Here is an 18,805-nt window from a genome sequence, read left to right on the forward strand (position 1 = left end):
CTACTTTAATCCCAAAGGAATTTCCTTTGGGATGCTCTTTCTTGTCATTAAATTTTTATAATTGTTTGTCTTTTTAATCTATATAAAATAACCTTTTGTCTATTTTTGTATAAATTTTCTGCAATAAAACATAAGACTATTTCAAGCTAAAATGATTAAGTAAATTTACAAACACCTAATAATAGTTTTATGGCTTATGGCCTGGTAAAAGCTATTATAAAGGCCTAAGCACTCTATAATTAATCGATATTCCACCTAACCAGCAACCTCCTTTTATCTTCGACGTTTAAATTTATAAAATCGATACCGAAAAGTTTGGTTAAATTTTCGCCCTTTAGAATTTGACCCGTTGCGCCGAATTCATATCCTAAGGGACCGTTTAATAGCAAGGTTTTATCTGCCGCCGCAAGCGCGTGATCGGGATGATGCGAGGTAAATATCACGCATGTTTTTTGCTCGCTATTTAGCCTTTTGATTAGGCTTAAAACGGCGTTTTGATGAAAGACGTCGAGGTATGACGTAGGCTCGTCCATGACGAGAATTTTGGGCCGTAGTACGAGCGAGCGAGCTATAAGCGCCAGCTGCATCATGCCGCCGCTTAGTTCGTCTACGTTTAAATTTAAATACTCGCTAACGCCCGCTATGCTTGCGGCTTCCTCGGCCATCGCCTTATCCTCCGCGCTCGGCCTTGAAAATATACCGACGTTTGCGTTTACGCCCATTAGAATCAGATCTTTTACCTTAAAGCTAAAAGCGATATTTTCGCTTTGGGGCACGTATCCTACGAGTTTGGCGCGTTCTTTGCCGCTAAGAGAGACATGATCGCGACCATCAATCAAAATTTGACCGCTTTTTGCTTTTAAAAGTCCTAAAATAATCTTTAAAAATGTAGATTTACCTATGCCGTTTCGGCCCAAAATCGCAAGTGTTTCGCTGCTTTTTAGGCTGAGGCTCAAATTTTGCAAAATTTGCTTACGCTCGTATGAAAAGCTTAAATTTTCTACGCTCAAGACCATCTTTTGCCCTTTTTAACGATGATGACGCCGATCATCGGAGCGCCTATAAGCGCGGTTAGGATACTTAGCGGGATTTCAGCCGAGCTCACGCTTCTAGCCGCGACGTCGGTTAGCATCAAAAATATCCCGCCTAATATCGCAGAAATCGGAACTAGCTGCGAGTTATCGGAGCCGTAAATCAGCCTCGTAACATGCGGCATCAAAAGCCCTACCCAGCCGATGATACCGGCGATGGCTACGCTTGCGGCCGTTATCAGAGTAGCAAGCACGATAAATATAAAGCCTAAAAATTTACTCTCGCCTAAAATGCTTGCATGTTCGCCCCCTAGGGATAAAATGTTTAGCTTCCAGCCCATTAGGCTCAAAAGCACGAGTCCGATAACGCAAACGGGGGCAAGCGCTGCTACGTCGCTCCAAGATATAGCGCTTAGGCTTCCCATTAGCCAATATACGATGCTAGGTAACTTTTCTTGCGTGTCGGCGACGTATTTTACAACCGAGATCAGCGCCTCAAAGATAGCGCCCGTGATGATGCCCGCAAGCACCAGCATGAGCTTTGAGTTTTTGTTCGCCAAAACGCCCAACGCGTAAGCTATCATAACGGCTAAAAAGCCGAAAATAAAAGCGCCTATTTGCGTGGCTACGGGGCTACCGAAAGCTAAAATGCAAACCACTGCGCCAAATCCAGCCCCGCTACCTACGCCCAGGATATTCGGGCTTACCAAAGGATTTGCAAACATCGCCTGAAATATCACGCCCGCCGCGCTAAGGCTAGCGCCTATCAAAAACGCCGCTATCAGCCTTGGTAGGCGCAGGTCGAATATCAAAGCGTAAAGCGTCTCTTTGTCGTTTTGATAATAGTCAATTAGCCCCTCAAGCGAAATCCTGCCCGCGAGTAGCGAAAAAACGACCGCAAAGGCTAGAAAAAGCGATAAAAACAGATACTTTTTCATTATCTAAAAAGCTCGTAAAATTTGCTCTCGCCATTTAGATCAAAGCGTAAAATTTTAGCTATCTCGTCGTCGTTTAGATCGTAGCCGTAGAGCAATTTGTAGCTCTTTTTCATCTCTTCTTTTAAATTTATATGCGTCTGCTCCGAAAACAGCACGCTAAACCACGCCCAGCCCAGGTGAGATTCGCCCGTAGGCGGCTCCCACATATCGCCCCCCAGGGGCATTTTATAGACGGCTTTTTGCTTGACGGCTTTTACGTTTTTTAAAATTTTGTCGTTAAAAAAGTCCCGCGGAGTTAGCTCGTCAAAGTTGCTAAGCAAGATAACGTCCGGATTTTGCGCGAGAATTTCTTCTTTATTTAAAATTCTAAATCCCCCGAAATTCGCCGCATTTACTCCGCCGCTTAGCTTTATCTCGTAGTCAAAATACGTCCCGCCGCCGGCTGCCTCGTAGCTTTTATCTCGGCCGAATATAAAAAGAACCTTCGGTTTTTTGCTAAGCCCTTTTACGAAATTTTCGATCTTAGCTCTTACCTCGGCTCTGTTTTGTAAAATTTGCTCCGCTCTTTGCTCTTTTTCGTAAATTTTACCCAGCATCCTAAACCAAAAAAGCGGGTCTTCTTCCGTGCCGCTTAAATTTACCAAAGCTACGTTTAGCCCTACTTTTCGCAGCGGCTCGATAATCTTTTCGCCTCTCATGCCCCACTGTACGACAAGATCGGGAGATAGTTTTAGCAGCTCCTCGATATTTGGGGTAAAATCCTCTCCTATACCGCCTGCGGGGATACTAGCCGCGCCTTTTATCATTTTTCCGAGCATTCCGCGCTCGATATTTTTCTTGGCCATCGGATGGACGGAGGCTAGGCGAGATACGTTGTTTTCGACGCTAAGAGAAAACGAAGCCAGCGGTACCGGAAACAGCACTACACTTTTAACGGAGCGGTCAAAGACAAGCTTATTGCCGTTTTGATCGGTAAATTCAAGCGCACCCAGCATCGCTGCCAGTAGCAATAAAGCAGGTATGATTTTTCTCAAATTTGATCCTTAAATTTGTAAATTTTAAGTCTTTTGAGCGGGTCGGTTTAAAACCCGCTCGGCAAATTTAAATTTTAAAAGCTAGCCTTAAAGCCTAGTTTGAAATTTCTGCCCGGATTTATGAGCGGGTTGCTAGCGCTTCTAGGCTGGCTGATTAGCTCGTAGCTTAGGCTTGGGGCGTATTCTTTGTCAAAGATATTTTCGACGCCGAAATTTAGGCTAAAATCTTTTAAGAAACCTAGTTTGCCCAGGCTCTTGCCAAAGTATAGGTTATGCACGAAATATCCCGCTCGCTCGCGCTCTACGCTATCATCTATACGCGTCTTTCTAGCCGCCCAGTCGCCGCTATACTCTATGTAGGAATTTGCCAAAAACTCCGGCGAATAAGAGACGGCTACGCGTCCGCTAAGCGGAGCGATCTCCGGAAGCGGTTTGCCGGTTTGTTTATTTTTGCCGCGCGTGTAGGCGAGGTTTGTTTTAAGCTCCAAATTTGATAAAACTTTATAAGCAAGGTCAAATTCCGCTCCGCTTATCTTGGCTCTATTTACGTTTTGCGACTGATAGTAGGTCACGCCGCCGCTTTGCCAATTTCGCTCGACGATCAGGTCTTTATAATCTCCCGTATAAAATATCAAATTCGATCTAAGCGCTTTATCCGTATAGCGAAGTCCGGCCTCGTAGGTGACGCCTTTTTCTATATTTAGATCAGGGTTTGGCAGATACGCCTCGCTGCCCGAAAACGTAAGTATCGGAGCAACCTCGCCGCTCATAGGAGCTCTAAACGAGGTTGAGAAATTACCCACAAACTCAAGTCCTCCGACGACGGGATAAATAAGCCCCAGCCCGTAGCTGGCTCTGCCGTCTTTTCTATCGTTGGCGTTTTCGTATAGGGCTTTTACGGCGGGACTCATAGAGCTATCCATATCAAAGGACGTTTTTATGCGGTCGTAGCGTAAATTCGCGCTCAAAATCGCGTCATTGCTAAACGCGTATTCAAGCAATCCAAAGCCCGCGACGTCAAGCTGTTTGGTTCTTAGCCTATTGCGAAATCTAGGGCCGTTATTTACGCTTTGATACACGCTATCCCAGTCCTCGTAATAAAAATCTACGCCGTAGGTTTGGGTTAGGTTGTCGCCTACTAATTTACCGATAAATTTGCCGCCGTAGACCTTTGGGCCGTTTACGTAGTTATCGACTTGTCTAGGCGAAAACGAGCCGATGTAGGGCCTTATATTTAGGTGCGTATAAAGCTCTCTGTAATACAAGCTAGAATCTAGCAGAAATTTGTCGTTTATGTTGCCTTCGTAGTTTAGCGCTACGTATTTTTCTCTAAGAGGCGCTTCTTTTATGTATTTTTGAAAGCCTCTTTTATTCGCCGTTCCGGGAGCGCCGACCGCCGTACCGACTACGCCGCGCTGCGACTCCGTATATCTGGTTACGAGCTCAAGTCTGTGAAAATCGGCAAAGCTATATCCGCCTTTAAAATCAAGGCTTCGGTAGTTATACCTCGTATTTGGGATTTTGCCCGCAGGAGTGTCGTAGTCCTTGCCGTGTTTGTAGTTTAGGCCCAGCAACGCGTCAAACCCATGCCCGACTACGCCGAGTTGTAAGCGGTTTTGCACGCCTTTGTTTGCGCTTTGATACTGGGTGCTTAGATACGTATCAGATAGCGCCCAGTCGCCGTGTACGTCCCCGCTAGCTCTTTTGGTGACTAAATTTACTATGCCGCCAAAGGCATCTGTGCCATAAAGCGTACTAGCGGGACCTCTTATTATCTCTATCCTTTCGATTTGATCGGGCGTAAATATCGAATACTCAAACGCCGGCCTACCTCTAAATCTAAGTCCGTCTACGAACATCGGCACGCGGTAATCAGACGAACTAAAACCTCGCACGTTTACGGTACCCGAGTCCATGCCTTCGTTTACGATCGAAACCCCCGGCGCCTCGCCGATTAGCTCGGGTACGCTTTTGCCAAGCTTTCTTTCTATTTCCTCTTTATCTACTACCGAGACGCTTTTGCTTATCTCGTCTACGCTTTGAGACGATCTTTGCGCTGTGACGGTTACGCCTTCTAGCGATTTTAGCCCTACTTCGTCTTGTGCGGCGGCCAAAACGCTGACCAAAGCGAGGCTAAGCACGATTTTTCTCTGCATTTAAACTCCTTTTAAAATATTTGAGTAATTATATAGAAATATATAATGATTTTCAATATGTATAAAAGTGATATTATATTTTAAAAAGCCATAATTGCTATATTTATACTATATATTAAGACACTAAGATATACATGTTGATTGGTATGATATTTATGATATGTGCTAAATAGTTCCTCGCACTGTACCCCAGTACAATAGACATATACTTCTAAAATTTATATAATTCATTCAAAATTTCAAATAATATAACAATAAGGAGAACATGATGGCTAAAGAAGCCGGAGTAGTTAAAAGCGTAAGCGGAGGAATAGCAAGAGCACTTAATGACTTAACAGGAGAGGTAAGACAATTAAGTGTAGGAGATATTGTATACCAAGGTGAAAAGATAGTTACAGAGGGTTCTAACTCTAAAGTAACAATAACTCAAACTGATGGTAAAGATATAACTTTAATAGGTAAAGATACTCTAACTCTAGATCAAGACTCTAACAACAACGAAACAGTAGCTGATATCTCAGCTTTACAACAAGCCATCTTAAAAGGAACAGATCTTAATGCTCTAGAAGAAACTGCAGCAGGTGGTCCACAAGCAGGTGGCAATGGTGGAGATGGCGTAAGCTTATCTTCTACTAGCTTTGCAGAAGGAGGCCACATTAGTAACATAAATGCTAATGTAGGAAGCATAGATGCTTTATCTCTAGCAGCAGGTGGAGATAATAGCTTTGGTGTAAGTGGTGGAAGTGCTGTTGGGGCTGGAGCAATAGAGCCTGCTTTGCCAGCAGGAAGCATAAAAATTCCTTTATCAGCATATGTAGGAGAGAGCACATCTTCTAGACTATTAGCTTCATTTTATAACTCTATACCTAATGGATATCACGTATATAGACATACTGATGGTAGAGATTATCTAACTCCTGACGATCCTACTACTCCTAGTGCATTCCAACATAAAGACGGTTGGTATGTAAGCAATGATGGTAAACTAGCTATAGGTCAGGATGATGCATCAGATTTGGCTGTGACCGATTCTAGTAGGCTTTCTAATTACGCTAATTCTATAGAGGGTAATACGGATCTTAACGTATTTGGCGGAGATAATAGAAGCGCTATTATTGTAGATAATACCAAAGCTAATTCCGTATATAGCGGTGTAGGCGGAGATGGAGTTAAATTTTTAAATAATGTGGAAGTAAAAAATACTCATACTGGTACTGGTGTAGATACCGTAAACGTAGAAGCTGGAGCGGAAATAAAAAATAGCAATATAAATACCGGCGAGGGAGGCGACGTAGTCAATATCAAGGGCAAGCTAGGCGATAATACGATGATAGATACCGAAGACGGCGATGATACCGTAAATTTTGCCGGAGAAACGAGTGGATATGCCGCAATAAATACCGGACTCGGAAAAGATACGTTTAATATCGAAAGCGGAGCAACTTTTAGCAAATTTCTTAGAGTAGACACCGGCGAGGACGATGATACGATTAATATTAAAAACGGTGCAAATCTATCTTGGGGAGATATAAAAACCGGAGCCGGAAACGATACTATAAATATAGATGGCAATATGATCGGTAATCCAAATCATTTTAATGAGATAAGTACTGGAAGCGGCGATGATACGATAAATATAAACGGGCACGTATCCGGAGAATCAAGAATAAAAGCCGGCGAGGGTAACAATACCGTATACGTTAGAGGAACCGTCGACGGTAAAGCTAGGATAGAAGCGGGCGATGTCGATAATGAAGATAAACACAGCGAACTTTATATAGAAAGCGGAGCTACGCTAAGCGGACGCAGTAGCGTAAGTATGGGCGGCGGTAACGATACTATTTATATTAAACAAGGCTCTATCGTAAATGGGGGTGCTACTATATCTGCCGGAAACGGAAACGATACCGCATATATAAATGAAAATCTAGATACGGCTAATATAAATATGGGTAACGGCGAAGATACGATAAATTTCAAAAAAGGGATAACTATAAAAAGTGGTGTAATAGATTTCGGAGAGGGTAACGATACAATCAATATCGACGGCATTACCTTTACTAATGGCGCGGAACTACGTGCCGGCGTATCTGATCAACCTGCTTGGTATAGCGACGAAGACGACGATACTATAAACATTACCAACTCTACATTTAAGCAAAATAGTAAAATAGACGCCAAAATCGGAGGCGACACGATAAATATCGGCACCGGAGCGATAATAGATAACTCAAAAGTTATAGCCGGATACGGTAGCGATACTATAAATATTAATGCGGGCTCTAAGGTAATAAACGGTAGTAAGATTTATTCCGGACTAGATAATAAAGATGGCGGTAGCAATGACTTAGATACCATAAATATAAACGGCGGCGAGATTACAAACTCTGAAATTCATACATCTCATAGTAAAACGACGACGAATATAAACGACGGAATTCTTACGAATGCGAAAATTTTAGGCTCTTACGGAAAAGACGAGATAAACATAAACGGGGGAGTAATAAAAGAAAATTCGGTAATAAGTGGCGGAGACGGAGACGATAAAATAAATATAAACGGCGGAAATTTTACCACAACTAAAATAAGTACGGGAAATGGGAAGTATATGGGCGACGGCGACGTCGTAAATATCGCCGGAGGTACATTTAGTAAAACTACCGTAGAATTACAAGGAACAAAAAATACCGTAAATATAAATTCCGGAGCGGTATTTGGCGATCAATCGGACGCTATAGTCAATAGGCAATATCAAACCAAAATAGTAAACGGTAATGGCGAAGATCACGTAAACGTAAATGCTGGAGCTATCGTTAAAAACGCGACATTTGATCTTAACGGAGGTAGTGATACTATAACCGTAGCATCGGGCGCTACCGTAGAACATTCTCAGCTTATAACCGGAGATGATGTCGATACGCTAAACATAAACGGCACCGTTAGCGGAGATACGCATGTGGATTTAGGATACGGCGCGGATACTTTAAACATAGGAAATGGCGGCGTAGTATCGGCTTCCGATATCCATATGGACGACGGCGGTCAAGGATACAATGATACCGTAAATATTGCAAATAATGTCACCCTTCAAGACTGGGCGGACATCAAAGGCGGCGGTGGAGTCGATACTATTACTGTGGGCGACAATCTAACGCTTGCTAATAGCGCGGGTATACACGGCGACTGGGGAAATAACGGAAGCGCGGTAAATAACACCGGAGACGGAAACGATATCATCACGATAGGCAATAATTTAACTATGAGCGGCGGCTCTATAATAAGCGGCGGCGGCGGAGATGATATTATCTCTATCGGTAAAAACGCAAGCATAGACGGTAGCTCTACTATCGATGGCGGAGCCGGATTTGATACATTAAAAGTAGCTGACAATAGCATAGACTTTAGTCATGTTAAAAACATCGAAAAACTAGATATAACAGACGTTAATAAAACTTCGGCCGATACAAATGTTGTAACGCTATCAGCTAATGATGTTCTAGATATGACAGATAGCCATAATAAACTAAAAATAGACGGCGATGGTAACGATAAACTTAATCTTTCTGGCGGTGGATGGAGTAAAGGAGCTAGCAACGACGGTTATACTACTTTCACTAGCGGTACCGTTACCGTAGAAGTTAAAGACGATATGGTAAATAACGTAACATACTTTTAATGAGCTAATCTTAAATACCCCAAAGGTTTATCCATTGGGGTATCTCTTTCCTCATCATTAAATTCTCATAATTTTTTATCTTTTTAATTAGTGTCAAATTCACAAATTTTTAGTTATTTAAGTAGTTAGTATATATACACAAATCCGTAAGTTTGGATAGACAAGTAAAGGCTAAAAATGGATTAAAATAAGGATAAATTATTTTCCAGTTGGGTCTAAGCCATTTAAGATGTAATTTACTTCATCATCGCTTAGCTCGTAGTGTAAAAATTCTTTATAAAATTTCTTTGTCTCAGCTGCCATATCTATATCTTTAAAAATTTCAGGATGTAATCTTAGCTGCCCATAAAATTTGCAAAGCCCCCTCGGTACCGTATCTATCCCAGCTAAAAACGCCAGTTGGATTTACGTAAACTCTTTTATTTTTGACGGCTTTGGTTGCCCGCGTAGATAGGATTTTCGTATATCTTTTATAAAATTTTGGGAGCTTTGGCTCTGCCTACGATGATGACGTAGGGATCTGCGTTAGGTGTCTCTTCAGCATTGATTTCAAGCATATTTCCTGCTTTTTGAACCGCGTTTTGGCCGCCTGCGATCCTTATCCACTCGTCTATGATCGTATTTGCACCGTCAACCTTAAATAAATTTTTGCCGTCGGCTATGTGAAGTACTTTTGGTCTATCTGACGCAGTGATCTTATCCGTTTTACTTAGCACTTTTTTAGGTTGCCGTCAAAATACTCATTAAATTTCTCCGCGATCTTCGGCGCGTCGCCTCCTATGGCTTCTGCCATTATAGATACGCTTTTTTCATATCCGCATGATTCGTAAACGACGGATAAAGCACGGTAAAGCTGTTTTTTAGTTAGCTCTTCTTTGTGGCGGCTATGACGACGTCGGGGCTTAGTTTAATTAGCTCTTCTACCTGCAAATCTTTGCCGTTTACGCCGTTTGGAATGCTTGAAATCCTAGGATAAATATGCACAAACCATTTGTTGTTTTTGATTAGATCGGTGGTCGCTACTATCTTGTCTGCGCCGCCTAGCATTAATATGATTTGATTGTTCGCATACCAAAGCGTGGCGATCTTTTCAACATTTTGAGGGACTTTGACGATGTCGCCAGACATATCTTTGATATCTCTAAACTCAGCCGCATTAAGCAAAAGGCTTGCAAACAGCACCACTAAAGCCATGAAAATTTTTTCATTTTTTCTCCTTATGTTAAATATATATTTTTATATATAAGTGCTAATGCTATATATTATTGCCTTAATAAACAATATCTTTACAATATAAATTTCTAATTTAGAACTTTAAAATTTATGAGTGAGTGTGAATTTTTATCTATTATTGATAGATTAAATTTGTAGTAAGGGCTCCCCTTCTTGCACTGGGCAAAAAGGGGAGAAAAGAGAGATTATTTCTCAAAAGCTTTTTGCAAGCTAAATGGAAATGCCTGATAGCCCATCGCATTTGTCATTTTTATCTCGATGCTTGGCTCTTTTGCACCCCACTCAAACTCATCGATGTGCGGGCTAGGAAGTCCTACTGGGCGACCTTTTGCGATGTCAAACTGCATGCCAGCAACGGCTGAGTAGACCATCACGCTATCAAGGTCATCTTGATACTGCGTAAGGCTAGTAACCGAGCTGTACCACTCTTTGCCACGCTCTTTGCCGTACTCCCAGATCTGCTCAACTGTCTTTTTCTTTTCATCGATCTTATAAACGACTGCGCGAGAGTACTTCATGCCAGCAATGGCTGGTTGCTCCATGCCCCTTGTGTCGCCGTTGTCAAAGACGCTTAGATAAATTTCGCCTTTTTTAGACTTGCTATCTATCCTAAATGCTGTGTGTTGCGTCCATTGCCAGTCAAAGCCACCTTTGTCGCTCTCGTATCCTGGGCATTTTGAGTACTCATCTTCGCAGACGATCTTATTGCCCTTGCTATCAACTGGCTGAAGAAGTTTGTCTTTAAATTTATCGCTCCAGCCCTTGTGAGCACCCATGATCCATTTTACTTGTTTGTCACGGCCGATCTTGATGACTGCGTCTTGGTGGCGGCTTGAGATGATGATGCTATCATCGCTTGGGTCGTAATCCACACTATTTACGTGTGCCCAGTTACGTCCGGGACCAGCGCCAACTATGTCGCCCCATTTATCGTGTGTATCCATAGACTGAAGCTCATCAGAGCTTGCTGTGTGGCCTGCTTTTTTAGCGTCTATGTTTAAGCAAACTGCACCTTGATCAAGCGTTTTTAGCACGATATCGCGGTAAGGATCGAGAATTTCATATAGTCTAAAGTCATCAACTACGTTTCCGTCACGGTCAAGCTCGACGATCACGTCGCGAACTGTTCTTACGTTTTTGCCATCGGCCCTTTTATAGTCGGCATTTGCCACGCGCAAGAAATAGTGTCCATTTTGTGCTACGTCCATTGAGTGAGAGAAGTCGTTGTAACTAGCTGGTAGCTCGCGGTTGAAAATTTCTCTACCCATGATGTCGTATTTTGCGTATCTTTGGCCGTATCCCCAAGTCATAGCGCCGTCATCATTTTGCTTAAAGCCCATCATTACGCCAGCGTGAAATGGCTGTTTTAAATCGTAAATTTTGCTTGGCTCAAGGTACCATCTAACCTCGCCTTTTGTATCAAGAATGAAGTTATTTGGGCTATAGTTCCACTCGATCGCACCACCAGCTGGGTTGTTCCAAACGACTTTTGTACCCTTGCCTGTTTTATTTACGAAGTTATTTACGTAGTAGAGGCGGTTAGCAAATTTAGCACTCGCAGGCTTAGTAACCTCGATCTTGTCAAATAGCGCACCCTTTTGATTTGGCGTGCCTGAGCTTTCTAGATAGATAGCTGGAGCGTAAATTTTATAGCTCTCTTTTATGTGTTCAGTCTTGCCTTTATAGCTCTTGTCGTACTCGACTTCAACGGTGTTTTGATAGTCAGGATACATGCCAAAAACAGGTATGCCGCCATGTGTGCGAAGATGCTTATCAGCCACTTTGTAGCTTATAGTCTGACCGCCTTGTTTTGGCACGATAGTGACCTTAGCGTTGCTTAGTGTGTAGCCGCCATTTTTAATGACTGCTGTAAGAGGCGCTGTGTCGTATGGATTTACCACTACTTCGCCTATTTGCCCAGTGATAGCATAGTCTAGTTTAGCCCCGCTTGGACCGCCTATCGCAAAAGCGCTTGAGCAAAGCACAGAAGCTAGCGCAACACAACTCAAAGTCTTTTTCATAACATCTCCTTTGGATAAATTTTATAAACTCTACTCATAAAGCTTATAAAATTTAGAAAAAGCCTTGGAACGCCCAAGGCTTAAAATAGGTAAAAGGAGTAATAAAAAATATTGCGTCCTTCGTAATTGTAATAAAACCTTATAACATAAAAATCACGATAAACTTTATAATGGCTTAAAATCTAAATTTATATTAAAAATTTTTGTCTTTTTGGATATTAAGCTAGCATTTACGCTTTAGCACTTATAATCAGCCCCAAACAATGGAGCAAAACTTATGACACTAACTTACAATGCAAAGAAAATTTATGAAATTTGGTTTGAATCAAAAAGTGAGCTTGAAGAGAGCAATGCTAGCTTTTTAGAGGATTATTTAAATTTTTTAGGCGATATTAGTGAAGTGATAAATATTGATGAAAAAACAAGGCTTTCGGTTATCATCGCCTCTCTTTGCGTGAGCAAAGGTGCAAAAAGCTCATTTAAAAGCTTCGTTAGGGCTGCTTTAAATGTAGGCATATCAGCAAAAGAGATAAGAGAAATTTTATATCAAGCAGTGCCTTATGCTGGGCTTGGCAAAGTAGAAGATTATATATTTCTAGCTGATGAAATTTTTAATGGGCGCTATATAGAGCCTGAAAATATGCCCAAAAAATTAAGAGAAGGTAGAGGCGAAAGAGGCCTTGAGATACAAAGAAAACTCTTCCCAGCGGTTGATAAATTTATCGCATCAATGCCAAATGATCAAAAACATATAATGGAGTTTTTATCGCAAAACTGCTTTGGTGATTTTTATGCAAGAGATGGACTTAGTTTAGAGCTTAGGGAGCTTTTGACATTTGTGTATATCACGACTCTTGGCTTTGCAAAGCCACAGCTTTTAGGGCACATTGCTGCAAATTTTGGTATCGGCAACGATAGAGCTAAGCTAATAAGCGTTGTTACAACACTTATACCATTTATAGGCTATCCGAGTGCTTTAAACGCATTATCAGCAATAAATGAGATAAGTTCTAGTAAAAATTAAATTTTTAATCAATGCGATATCTTATAAATTTCAGCCAAAATTTATTCTAGCGTTAAATTTGCGGTTGAGCTTGGTTGTAGAATAACTCAAAATAAATCATCTAAAGGAGATTATTATGAGTTTTCTATCTAAATTTAGTAAGGCTATCTTTGCTGTTGCGGTGGCTGGAGCGATCAGTGCTAGTGCATTTAGCGAGGGTGAGGACTACGTCAAGCTTGAAAAGCCACTAAGTGTGGGACAAAATACGCTAGTTAAAATTTTTAGCTACGCTTGCCCATTTTGCTACAAATACGACAAGAGTGTCACTCCAAAGGTAGTTGAGAAAATCCCCGGACTAAAATACGAGCCATTTCACCTAAAGACAAAGGGCGATTATGGTGAGGTTGCGAGCAAGGTTTTTGCTGTGCTTATCGTTATGGATGAGGCAAAAGGTGTCGGCTTATTTGATGAAAATTCGCTATTTAAAAAGGCTAAATTTGCCTACTACAAGGCTTATCACGACAAAAAAGAGCGCTGGAGTGATGGCAAAGACGCTGAGGGCTTTTTAAAGACTGGACTTGATGCAGCTGGCGTTAGTAAAGCAGACTACGAAAAAGAGCTAGCTAATCCAAAAGTGACTGAGCTACTTAAAAAGTGGGATGAGAGCTATGACGTGGCCAAAATTCAAGGCGTGCCAGCATTTGTCGTAAATGGCAAATACCTCATAATGACAAAATCAATCAGCTCGCTTGACGGCATGGCAGCACTCATCGAAGAGCTTCTTAAAAAATAAGGCGTCACATGAGCTTTTTTAAAAAAATGGCTAAATTTCAAGACTCACGCATCTCTTGGGCGATCCTAGTCTTTGTGAGCGTCGCGCTTGTCGTTATCGCGCACTCGCTCTTTCAAAACTACGCTTATATGCCTCCTTGCGAGCAGTGCGTCTATATACGTTTTGCATTTTTATGTATGGCGCTTGGTGGCGTGATCGCTATGATAAACCCAAAAAATTTGTTCTTTGCTCTAATTGGCTACGGCTTTGCCTTTTGGGGAGCGGTGCAGGGCATAATGTATAGCGTAAAGCTAGCTAAAATCCACGATGCGGTGCATGGCGATGATCCTTTTGGTGTGCAGGGCTGCTCTACTGAGCCACACTATCCATTTGGTTTGCCGCTTGAAAAGTGGGCGCCTGACTGGTTTATGCCAACAGGCGACTGCGGATATGACAGCCCTATGGTGCCTGATGGCGTGGTGCTAAGTGATTTGCAAAAGAGCATAGTTGATCTTTATGCGGACGGCTGGTATCTTGTGCCATCATCTAAATTTATGTCGATGGCTGATTGCACGCTGCTTGGATTTGGCATTTGTTTTATAGTGCTTGCACTTATGCTCGTTTCAAAGCTTTTATCCTTTTTAAAATGAATTTAGTTAGCCCAAATTTGGGCTAACTTAGGATATACTGCACGCATGGGTATTAATTTAAAATCACAAAATATTAAAATCTACGCCATCATCTTGCTTGCTAGCCTTTTTGTAATACTTCTTGGGCTAAATATTTACAGCAATGCAAAAGAGAAAATCATAGAACTATCTGATAAAAATAACATAGCAGTTAGCAAAAATATCGTAAATAACTTTCAAATTTGGCTTGATGAGCGTATAAATTCACTCATTCGTGCGTCAAAATTTATACAAAATGCAGGCATCGTAGATGACGATGAAAAGATAGCTGGCTTTATAAAGCTCTTTAAGCAAAACGCAAAAGAATTTGATCTAATGCAGCTTTTAAGGGATGATGGAGAAATTTTTGTAGACGGAGAAAAAATTTTAGAAGAAGTTATGCCAAAGAGTGAAAGAGCAGGGCTTATCTGGTATGTGGAGACAAAAAATACAAATGCCCCAAGCGTAAATTTCATGCAAAAACATAAAATTTTAAAAGGCTCAACTCTAAATTTATGCGTTCCAGTCACAAAACAAGCGAAATTTAAAGCAGCACTTTGTGGCGTCGTGCGTATAGAAAATATCTTTAATAGCATTAAAAATTTTAGCCTTGCGCCAAATTCTTACTCATTTTTAGTGACTCATAGCGGTGAAATTTTAACATCGATACCTGATCTTGCTTTAAAAAAAGAGATCGAGGAGAAATTTAAAGAGTTGTTTTTAAAAGATGAAGATATTACGAGCTTAAAAATAGGACAAAATTTAATCCAAGTAGCTGAGATACCAACGATAAATTGGTTCATAGGAGCTGGCACAAATAACGAAGAAGAAATTTCAGCTTTAACAAAAGAAGCTTTAAAAAATGCTCTAAGCTTGCTCTTTGCCTTCGTTGCGCTCACATTTTTGGCAAACATCCTTCATAATTTTATGTATAACAAGATAAAAAAGATACAAGATGAGTATGAAACCTTGCTAACTCATAGAGCCAAAATGAGTGAGGCTGGCGAGCTAATAAGTGGTATCAATCATCAATTCATTCAGCCAGTAAATTCGCTAAAACTAATGCTAAGCTCGTGCATAATGTTAAAAAAAGAAGGCAAATTAAACGACGAGGAGCTAATAAATTTACTTGAAAAAGGGCAAAGCTCGGTCAAACTTCTTTCAAGTACTATTGAAATTTTTAGAAATTTTTACAAAAGCGCTGAAAATGTGAGCGAATTTGAGATACAAACAAGCGTTAAAAATCTAATAACTCTCATGCACACAGAGCTAAGCCGTGCAAATGTTAGTGTAAAATTTAGTGGCTTTAATGAACAAAAAGTTCGTCAGATAGAAAATATAATCCAACAAATTTTGCTAATCCTAATACACAATGCAAAAGACTCACTTGTCGAAAGCTACAAAAATGAGCCACTAAAGCGTATCATCGAGATAAAATTTAGAAGCTTTGAAGATAAGTGCTACATCGGAGTTTATGACAATGGAAATGGCGTAAGCGAGCAAATGAGCGAGAAAATTTTTACTTGGCTAAATACCACTAAAAAGCAAGGAAATGGTATAGGACTTTATTTTGCTAAAAAGCTAGCACAAGAAAAGCTAAATGGTGATGTAAGGCTCGTAAATAACGCAAAGCCAACGGTATTTGAGCTAAGTTTTGATATAAATTTAAAGGACTAAAATGCAAGAAGTCTTAGAAATTTTAAAAAAGACGTCCGTCTTGGTAGTTGAAGATGACGATATGGCAAGAGAGCTTATTATTAGCGGGCTTAAACCTTATTGCGAGCAGGTAATTGGTGCTTGCAATGGACAAGATGGTGTGGAGAAATTTAAAAAGCAAGGCTTTGATATCGTGATGAGTGATATTCACATGCCAGTGCTTAATGGCTTTGAGATGATGAATGAGATGAAGCGCACAAAACCGCACCAAAAATTTATCGTCTTTACCTCTTATGATAGCGATGAAAATTTGATAAAAAGCATGGAGGAAGGGGCGATGCTCTTTTTAAAAAAGCCTATTGATATGAAGGATCTTAGAGCAATGCTTATTAGTTTAAGTTTTGAACGAGATGAAAAGCTAGTTTATTTAAGCGATGAGGTGAGTATAAATTTAAAAAGAGAGAAAATTTATAAAAACGGCATTGAAATTTATCTTAGTTTTTTGCAAAATAAGATATTTTGGCTATTTGCTTATAATCTAAATAAGCTAGTTACTTATGAGATGATAGAAGAATTTGTCTATGAGAGCGATGTTAGCAAGGCGGCTATCCAAAATGTGATACTTCGTCTAAAGCGTGAGCTTGGTGTGAAATTTAAAAATATCAGCGAGAGTGGATATATTTTAATCACAAAATCTGAATGATTTGGAATTATCGCCACCTTGTACCATAGTACAATATACAAAAGTAATTAAATATACTAAAATACCGACAAATAAAAATAAGGAATAAAGATGGCAGCAGTAGCTGGTATAGTTAAAAGCGTTTCATCTGATGTTATAGCGATAGACCAAAATGATCATGTAAGAGTTTTAGACGTAAATGATAAAGTATATATCGGAGAGGCCATAAAGGGCGAGAGCGAAAGTGCAAGCATTACAATCACTGCAAATGATGGACAAGATATATCAATAAATGGATACGATACTCTTTGGCTAGATAGTAGCGTAGTAAGCGATGATATTGGTGAGTCTAGTATAGATACTGACGCATTGTTTAAAGCACTTCTTGGCAATGATTATGTATCGATTTTAGATCATATAAATGAAAAAGTAGATGATATTCTTAGCGCAACCAATTTAGAGCAAGAAGAGCCAAATGATGAGGCTAGCGTAAATATTAGTTTTAATGAAATAGATCCAAATTTAGCAAATGAGCATGGATTAAGAGAAGATGATCTTTTAGCTAAAATGAATGAACATAAAGAGAGCGATAAGCAGGTAGATCCTAGCTTTGAGCATACAAATCTTAACGCAACTACGATATATATAGATATCGATAACGACTTAAATAAACTTTCATAAATTTGAGCTTTTTGCTCAAATTTCTTCTGTTTTAAAAAACTCAAATTTATATAATATCCTCTATAATAAGCCAAAAATTTCAAAGGAAAACGATGAAAAAAATTCTAATCATCGCAGGCTCTTGTAATAGTGGCACAGCTGGGCTTCAAGCAGATATAAAAACATGTGCTAGGCTTAATTGTTATAGTGCAACAGCGGTAACTTCTTTGGTCGCTGAGACTACGGATGCTGTAAAGAGTGTAGTTTGCTTAGAGCCTAGTTTTGTCAAAGATCAGCTAAATACGCTTGCGGAAGAATTTAGCTTTGATGCGATTAAGATAGGCATGTTATTTAGTGAAGAGATCATGGAGGTGGTGCATGAGTTTTTACTAACTCAAAATACCAAAGTAGTGCTTGATCCAGTTTGCGTCTCAAAAAGCGGACACAAGCTTATAAAAGATAGTGCGGTGACAAAGCTAAAAGATCTAATGAGCTTAGCTACGGTAACTACTCCAAATTTAGATGAGGCAAATGTGCTTTTTGGTGATGATTATAAAGATTTGCCTTGTGACGTCATCGTAAAAAAACATATCAGCGAAGATAGCAGCATAGACACACTTTATAAAAAAGATGGTTCGCTAAGAAATTTTAAAACCCCACTTGTTAATCCGCTTGTAATGAGTGGAACTGGTTGTAGCTTCTCAACTGCACTTGCTTGCTTTTTAGCAAAGGGCAAGAGTTTAGAGGAGTCTATACAACTTTCAAAAGAGTATATTTGCTCTATCATAAAAGAGAGCATAGATACAAAACTTGGTAAAAATCGCTTACTTTGGCATGGAGCGAAGTAAAATTTATCCCTCTGATCTTTGCACGGCAGCTGAGTGAGTGATGATGTCGTGCAGATTTAGTTTATCTTTTCTAAAGAAACAAAGGCAAAGTCCAAGTATGCTAAAGCCAGCAAAGGCAAAGCAAATTTGGCGCAAGATGGTGTGAAAAAAGCTTAGTTTTCTGCCGGTTTTTAGGTTTATCAGATAAATTTCTTGTGCTTTGTAACCTGGAGTTTGTGCTTTTATGCTAAAAAAAAGGCACATCATAAATGAAATTAAGCTATTTGCACCAAAAATAGCAATTTGGTTATGCAAAAATGCCTCTTTACCATCAAGCACAAGATATGTTGTCGCATAAAATATTGGCATACCGATGATAAAAAGATCGATAACAAAGGCCTTTGCTCTAGCCCAAATAGGTGCGATTTTTGCCTTTTGCTTTGCCAAC

Annotated in this window: 16 protein-coding genes; 8 read left to right on the plus strand and 8 right to left on the minus strand. The window is 40.2% G+C overall.

Annotation, left to right across the window (positions count from 1 at the left end):
- Positions 1–239 precede the first annotated feature (239 nt).
- The 4 genes from MTT30_RS08765 to MTT30_RS08780 all read right to left on the minus strand — a co-directional run bounded on the left by MTT30_RS08765 (position 240) and on the right by MTT30_RS08780 (position 5,159).
- The gene (locus MTT30_RS08765) at positions 240–1,016 is read right to left on the minus strand and encodes an ABC transporter ATP-binding protein (RefSeq protein WP_429801682.1); all 777 of its coding nucleotides are present in this window, start codon (positions 1,014–1,016) and stop codon (positions 240–242) included.
- Positions 1,007–1,969: a FecCD family ABC transporter permease gene (locus MTT30_RS08770; RefSeq protein ID WP_429801683.1), complete on the minus strand. Its 963-nt coding sequence runs from the start codon at positions 1,967–1,969 to the stop codon at positions 1,007–1,009. The genes MTT30_RS08765 and MTT30_RS08770 overlap by 10 nt, the downstream gene beginning before the upstream one ends.
- The gene (locus MTT30_RS08775; RefSeq protein WP_429801684.1) at positions 1,969–3,003 is read right to left on the minus strand and encodes an ABC transporter substrate-binding protein; all 1,035 of its coding nucleotides are present in this window, start codon (positions 3,001–3,003) and stop codon (positions 1,969–1,971) included. Before MTT30_RS08775 ends, MTT30_RS08770 begins: the two co-directional genes overlap by 1 nt.
- A gap of 74 nt (positions 3,004–3,077) precedes the next feature.
- On the minus strand, positions 3,078–5,159 hold the full coding sequence (locus MTT30_RS08780; protein ID WP_429801685.1) for a TonB-dependent receptor: 2,082 nt from the start codon (positions 5,157–5,159) through the stop codon (positions 3,078–3,080).
- 268 nt (positions 5,160–5,427) lie between these two features.
- On the opposite strand from MTT30_RS08780, the gene MTT30_RS08785 reads away from it, so the two are divergent.
- Positions 5,428–8,835, plus strand: coding sequence for a retention module-containing protein (locus MTT30_RS08785; protein WP_429801686.1), 3,408 nt, complete (start codon positions 5,428–5,430; stop codon positions 8,833–8,835).
- A 470-nt stretch (positions 8,836–9,305) separates the two neighbouring features.
- On the opposite strand, the gene MTT30_RS08790 is transcribed toward MTT30_RS08785, so the two are convergent.
- The 3 genes from MTT30_RS08790 to MTT30_RS08800 form a co-directional block, all read right to left on the minus strand.
- Positions 9,306–9,551 carry a hypothetical protein gene (locus MTT30_RS08790; RefSeq protein WP_429801687.1) on the minus strand — a complete coding sequence of 82 codons (246 nt, stop codon included), beginning with the start codon at positions 9,549–9,551 and terminating at the stop codon, positions 9,306–9,308.
- A 148-nt stretch (positions 9,552–9,699) separates the two neighbouring features.
- Positions 9,700–10,029: a hypothetical protein gene (locus MTT30_RS08795; protein WP_429801688.1), complete on the minus strand. Its 330-nt coding sequence runs from the start codon at positions 10,027–10,029 to the stop codon at positions 9,700–9,702.
- 224 nt (positions 10,030–10,253) lie between these two features.
- The gene (locus tag MTT30_RS08800) at positions 10,254–12,089 is read right to left on the minus strand and encodes an aryl-sulfate sulfotransferase (RefSeq protein ID WP_429801689.1); all 1,836 of its coding nucleotides are present in this window, start codon (positions 12,087–12,089) and stop codon (positions 10,254–10,256) included.
- Positions 12,090–12,366: 277 nt separating this feature from the next.
- Here MTT30_RS08800 and MTT30_RS08805 point away from each other — a divergent pair, with 277 nt between their 5' ends.
- From MTT30_RS08805 to MTT30_RS08835, 7 genes are all read left to right on the plus strand, one after another.
- Entirely contained in the window at positions 12,367–13,113 is a 747-nt protein-coding gene (locus MTT30_RS08805) for a carboxymuconolactone decarboxylase family protein (protein WP_429801690.1), read from the plus strand.
- A 115-nt stretch (positions 13,114–13,228) separates the two neighbouring features.
- Positions 13,229–13,885, plus strand: a complete 657-nt coding sequence (locus tag MTT30_RS08810) for a thiol:disulfide interchange protein DsbA/DsbL (RefSeq protein WP_107775709.1) — start codon at positions 13,229–13,231, stop codon at positions 13,883–13,885.
- An 8-nt stretch (positions 13,886–13,893) separates the two neighbouring features.
- Complete coding sequence (gene dsbI / locus MTT30_RS08815; protein WP_429801691.1) at positions 13,894–14,514, plus strand: protein-disulfide oxidoreductase DsbI; 621 nt, start codon at positions 13,894–13,896, stop codon at positions 14,512–14,514.
- A 45-nt stretch (positions 14,515–14,559) separates the two neighbouring features.
- Positions 14,560–16,209: an ATP-binding protein gene (locus MTT30_RS08820; protein WP_429801692.1), complete on the plus strand. Its 1,650-nt coding sequence runs from the start codon at positions 14,560–14,562 to the stop codon at positions 16,207–16,209.
- Between the two features lies 1 nt (position 16,210).
- The gene (locus tag MTT30_RS08825) at positions 16,211–16,891 is read left to right on the plus strand and encodes a response regulator transcription factor (protein ID WP_021090255.1); all 681 of its coding nucleotides are present in this window, start codon (positions 16,211–16,213) and stop codon (positions 16,889–16,891) included.
- A 90-nt stretch (positions 16,892–16,981) separates the two neighbouring features.
- Positions 16,982–17,551, plus strand: coding sequence for a hypothetical protein (locus tag MTT30_RS08830; RefSeq protein ID WP_429801693.1), 570 nt, complete (start codon positions 16,982–16,984; stop codon positions 17,549–17,551).
- Between the two features lie 92 nt (positions 17,552–17,643).
- Positions 17,644–18,378 carry a hydroxymethylpyrimidine/phosphomethylpyrimidine kinase gene (locus MTT30_RS08835; protein ID WP_429801694.1) on the plus strand — a complete coding sequence of 245 codons (735 nt, stop codon included), beginning with the start codon at positions 17,644–17,646 and terminating at the stop codon, positions 18,376–18,378.
- 3 nt (positions 18,379–18,381) lie between these two features.
- Here the strand turns inward: MTT30_RS08835 and MTT30_RS08840 are convergent, their stop codons facing one another.
- On the minus strand, positions 18,382–18,804 hold the full coding sequence (locus MTT30_RS08840) for an RDD family protein (protein ID WP_429801695.1): 423 nt from the start codon (positions 18,802–18,804) through the stop codon (positions 18,382–18,384).
- Position 18,805 lies beyond the last annotated feature (1 nt).

It is taken from the genome of Campylobacter concisus, from assembly GCF_050447445.1.
Lineage (GTDB): Bacteria > Campylobacterota > Campylobacteria > Campylobacterales > Campylobacteraceae > Campylobacter_A > Campylobacter_A concisus_BI.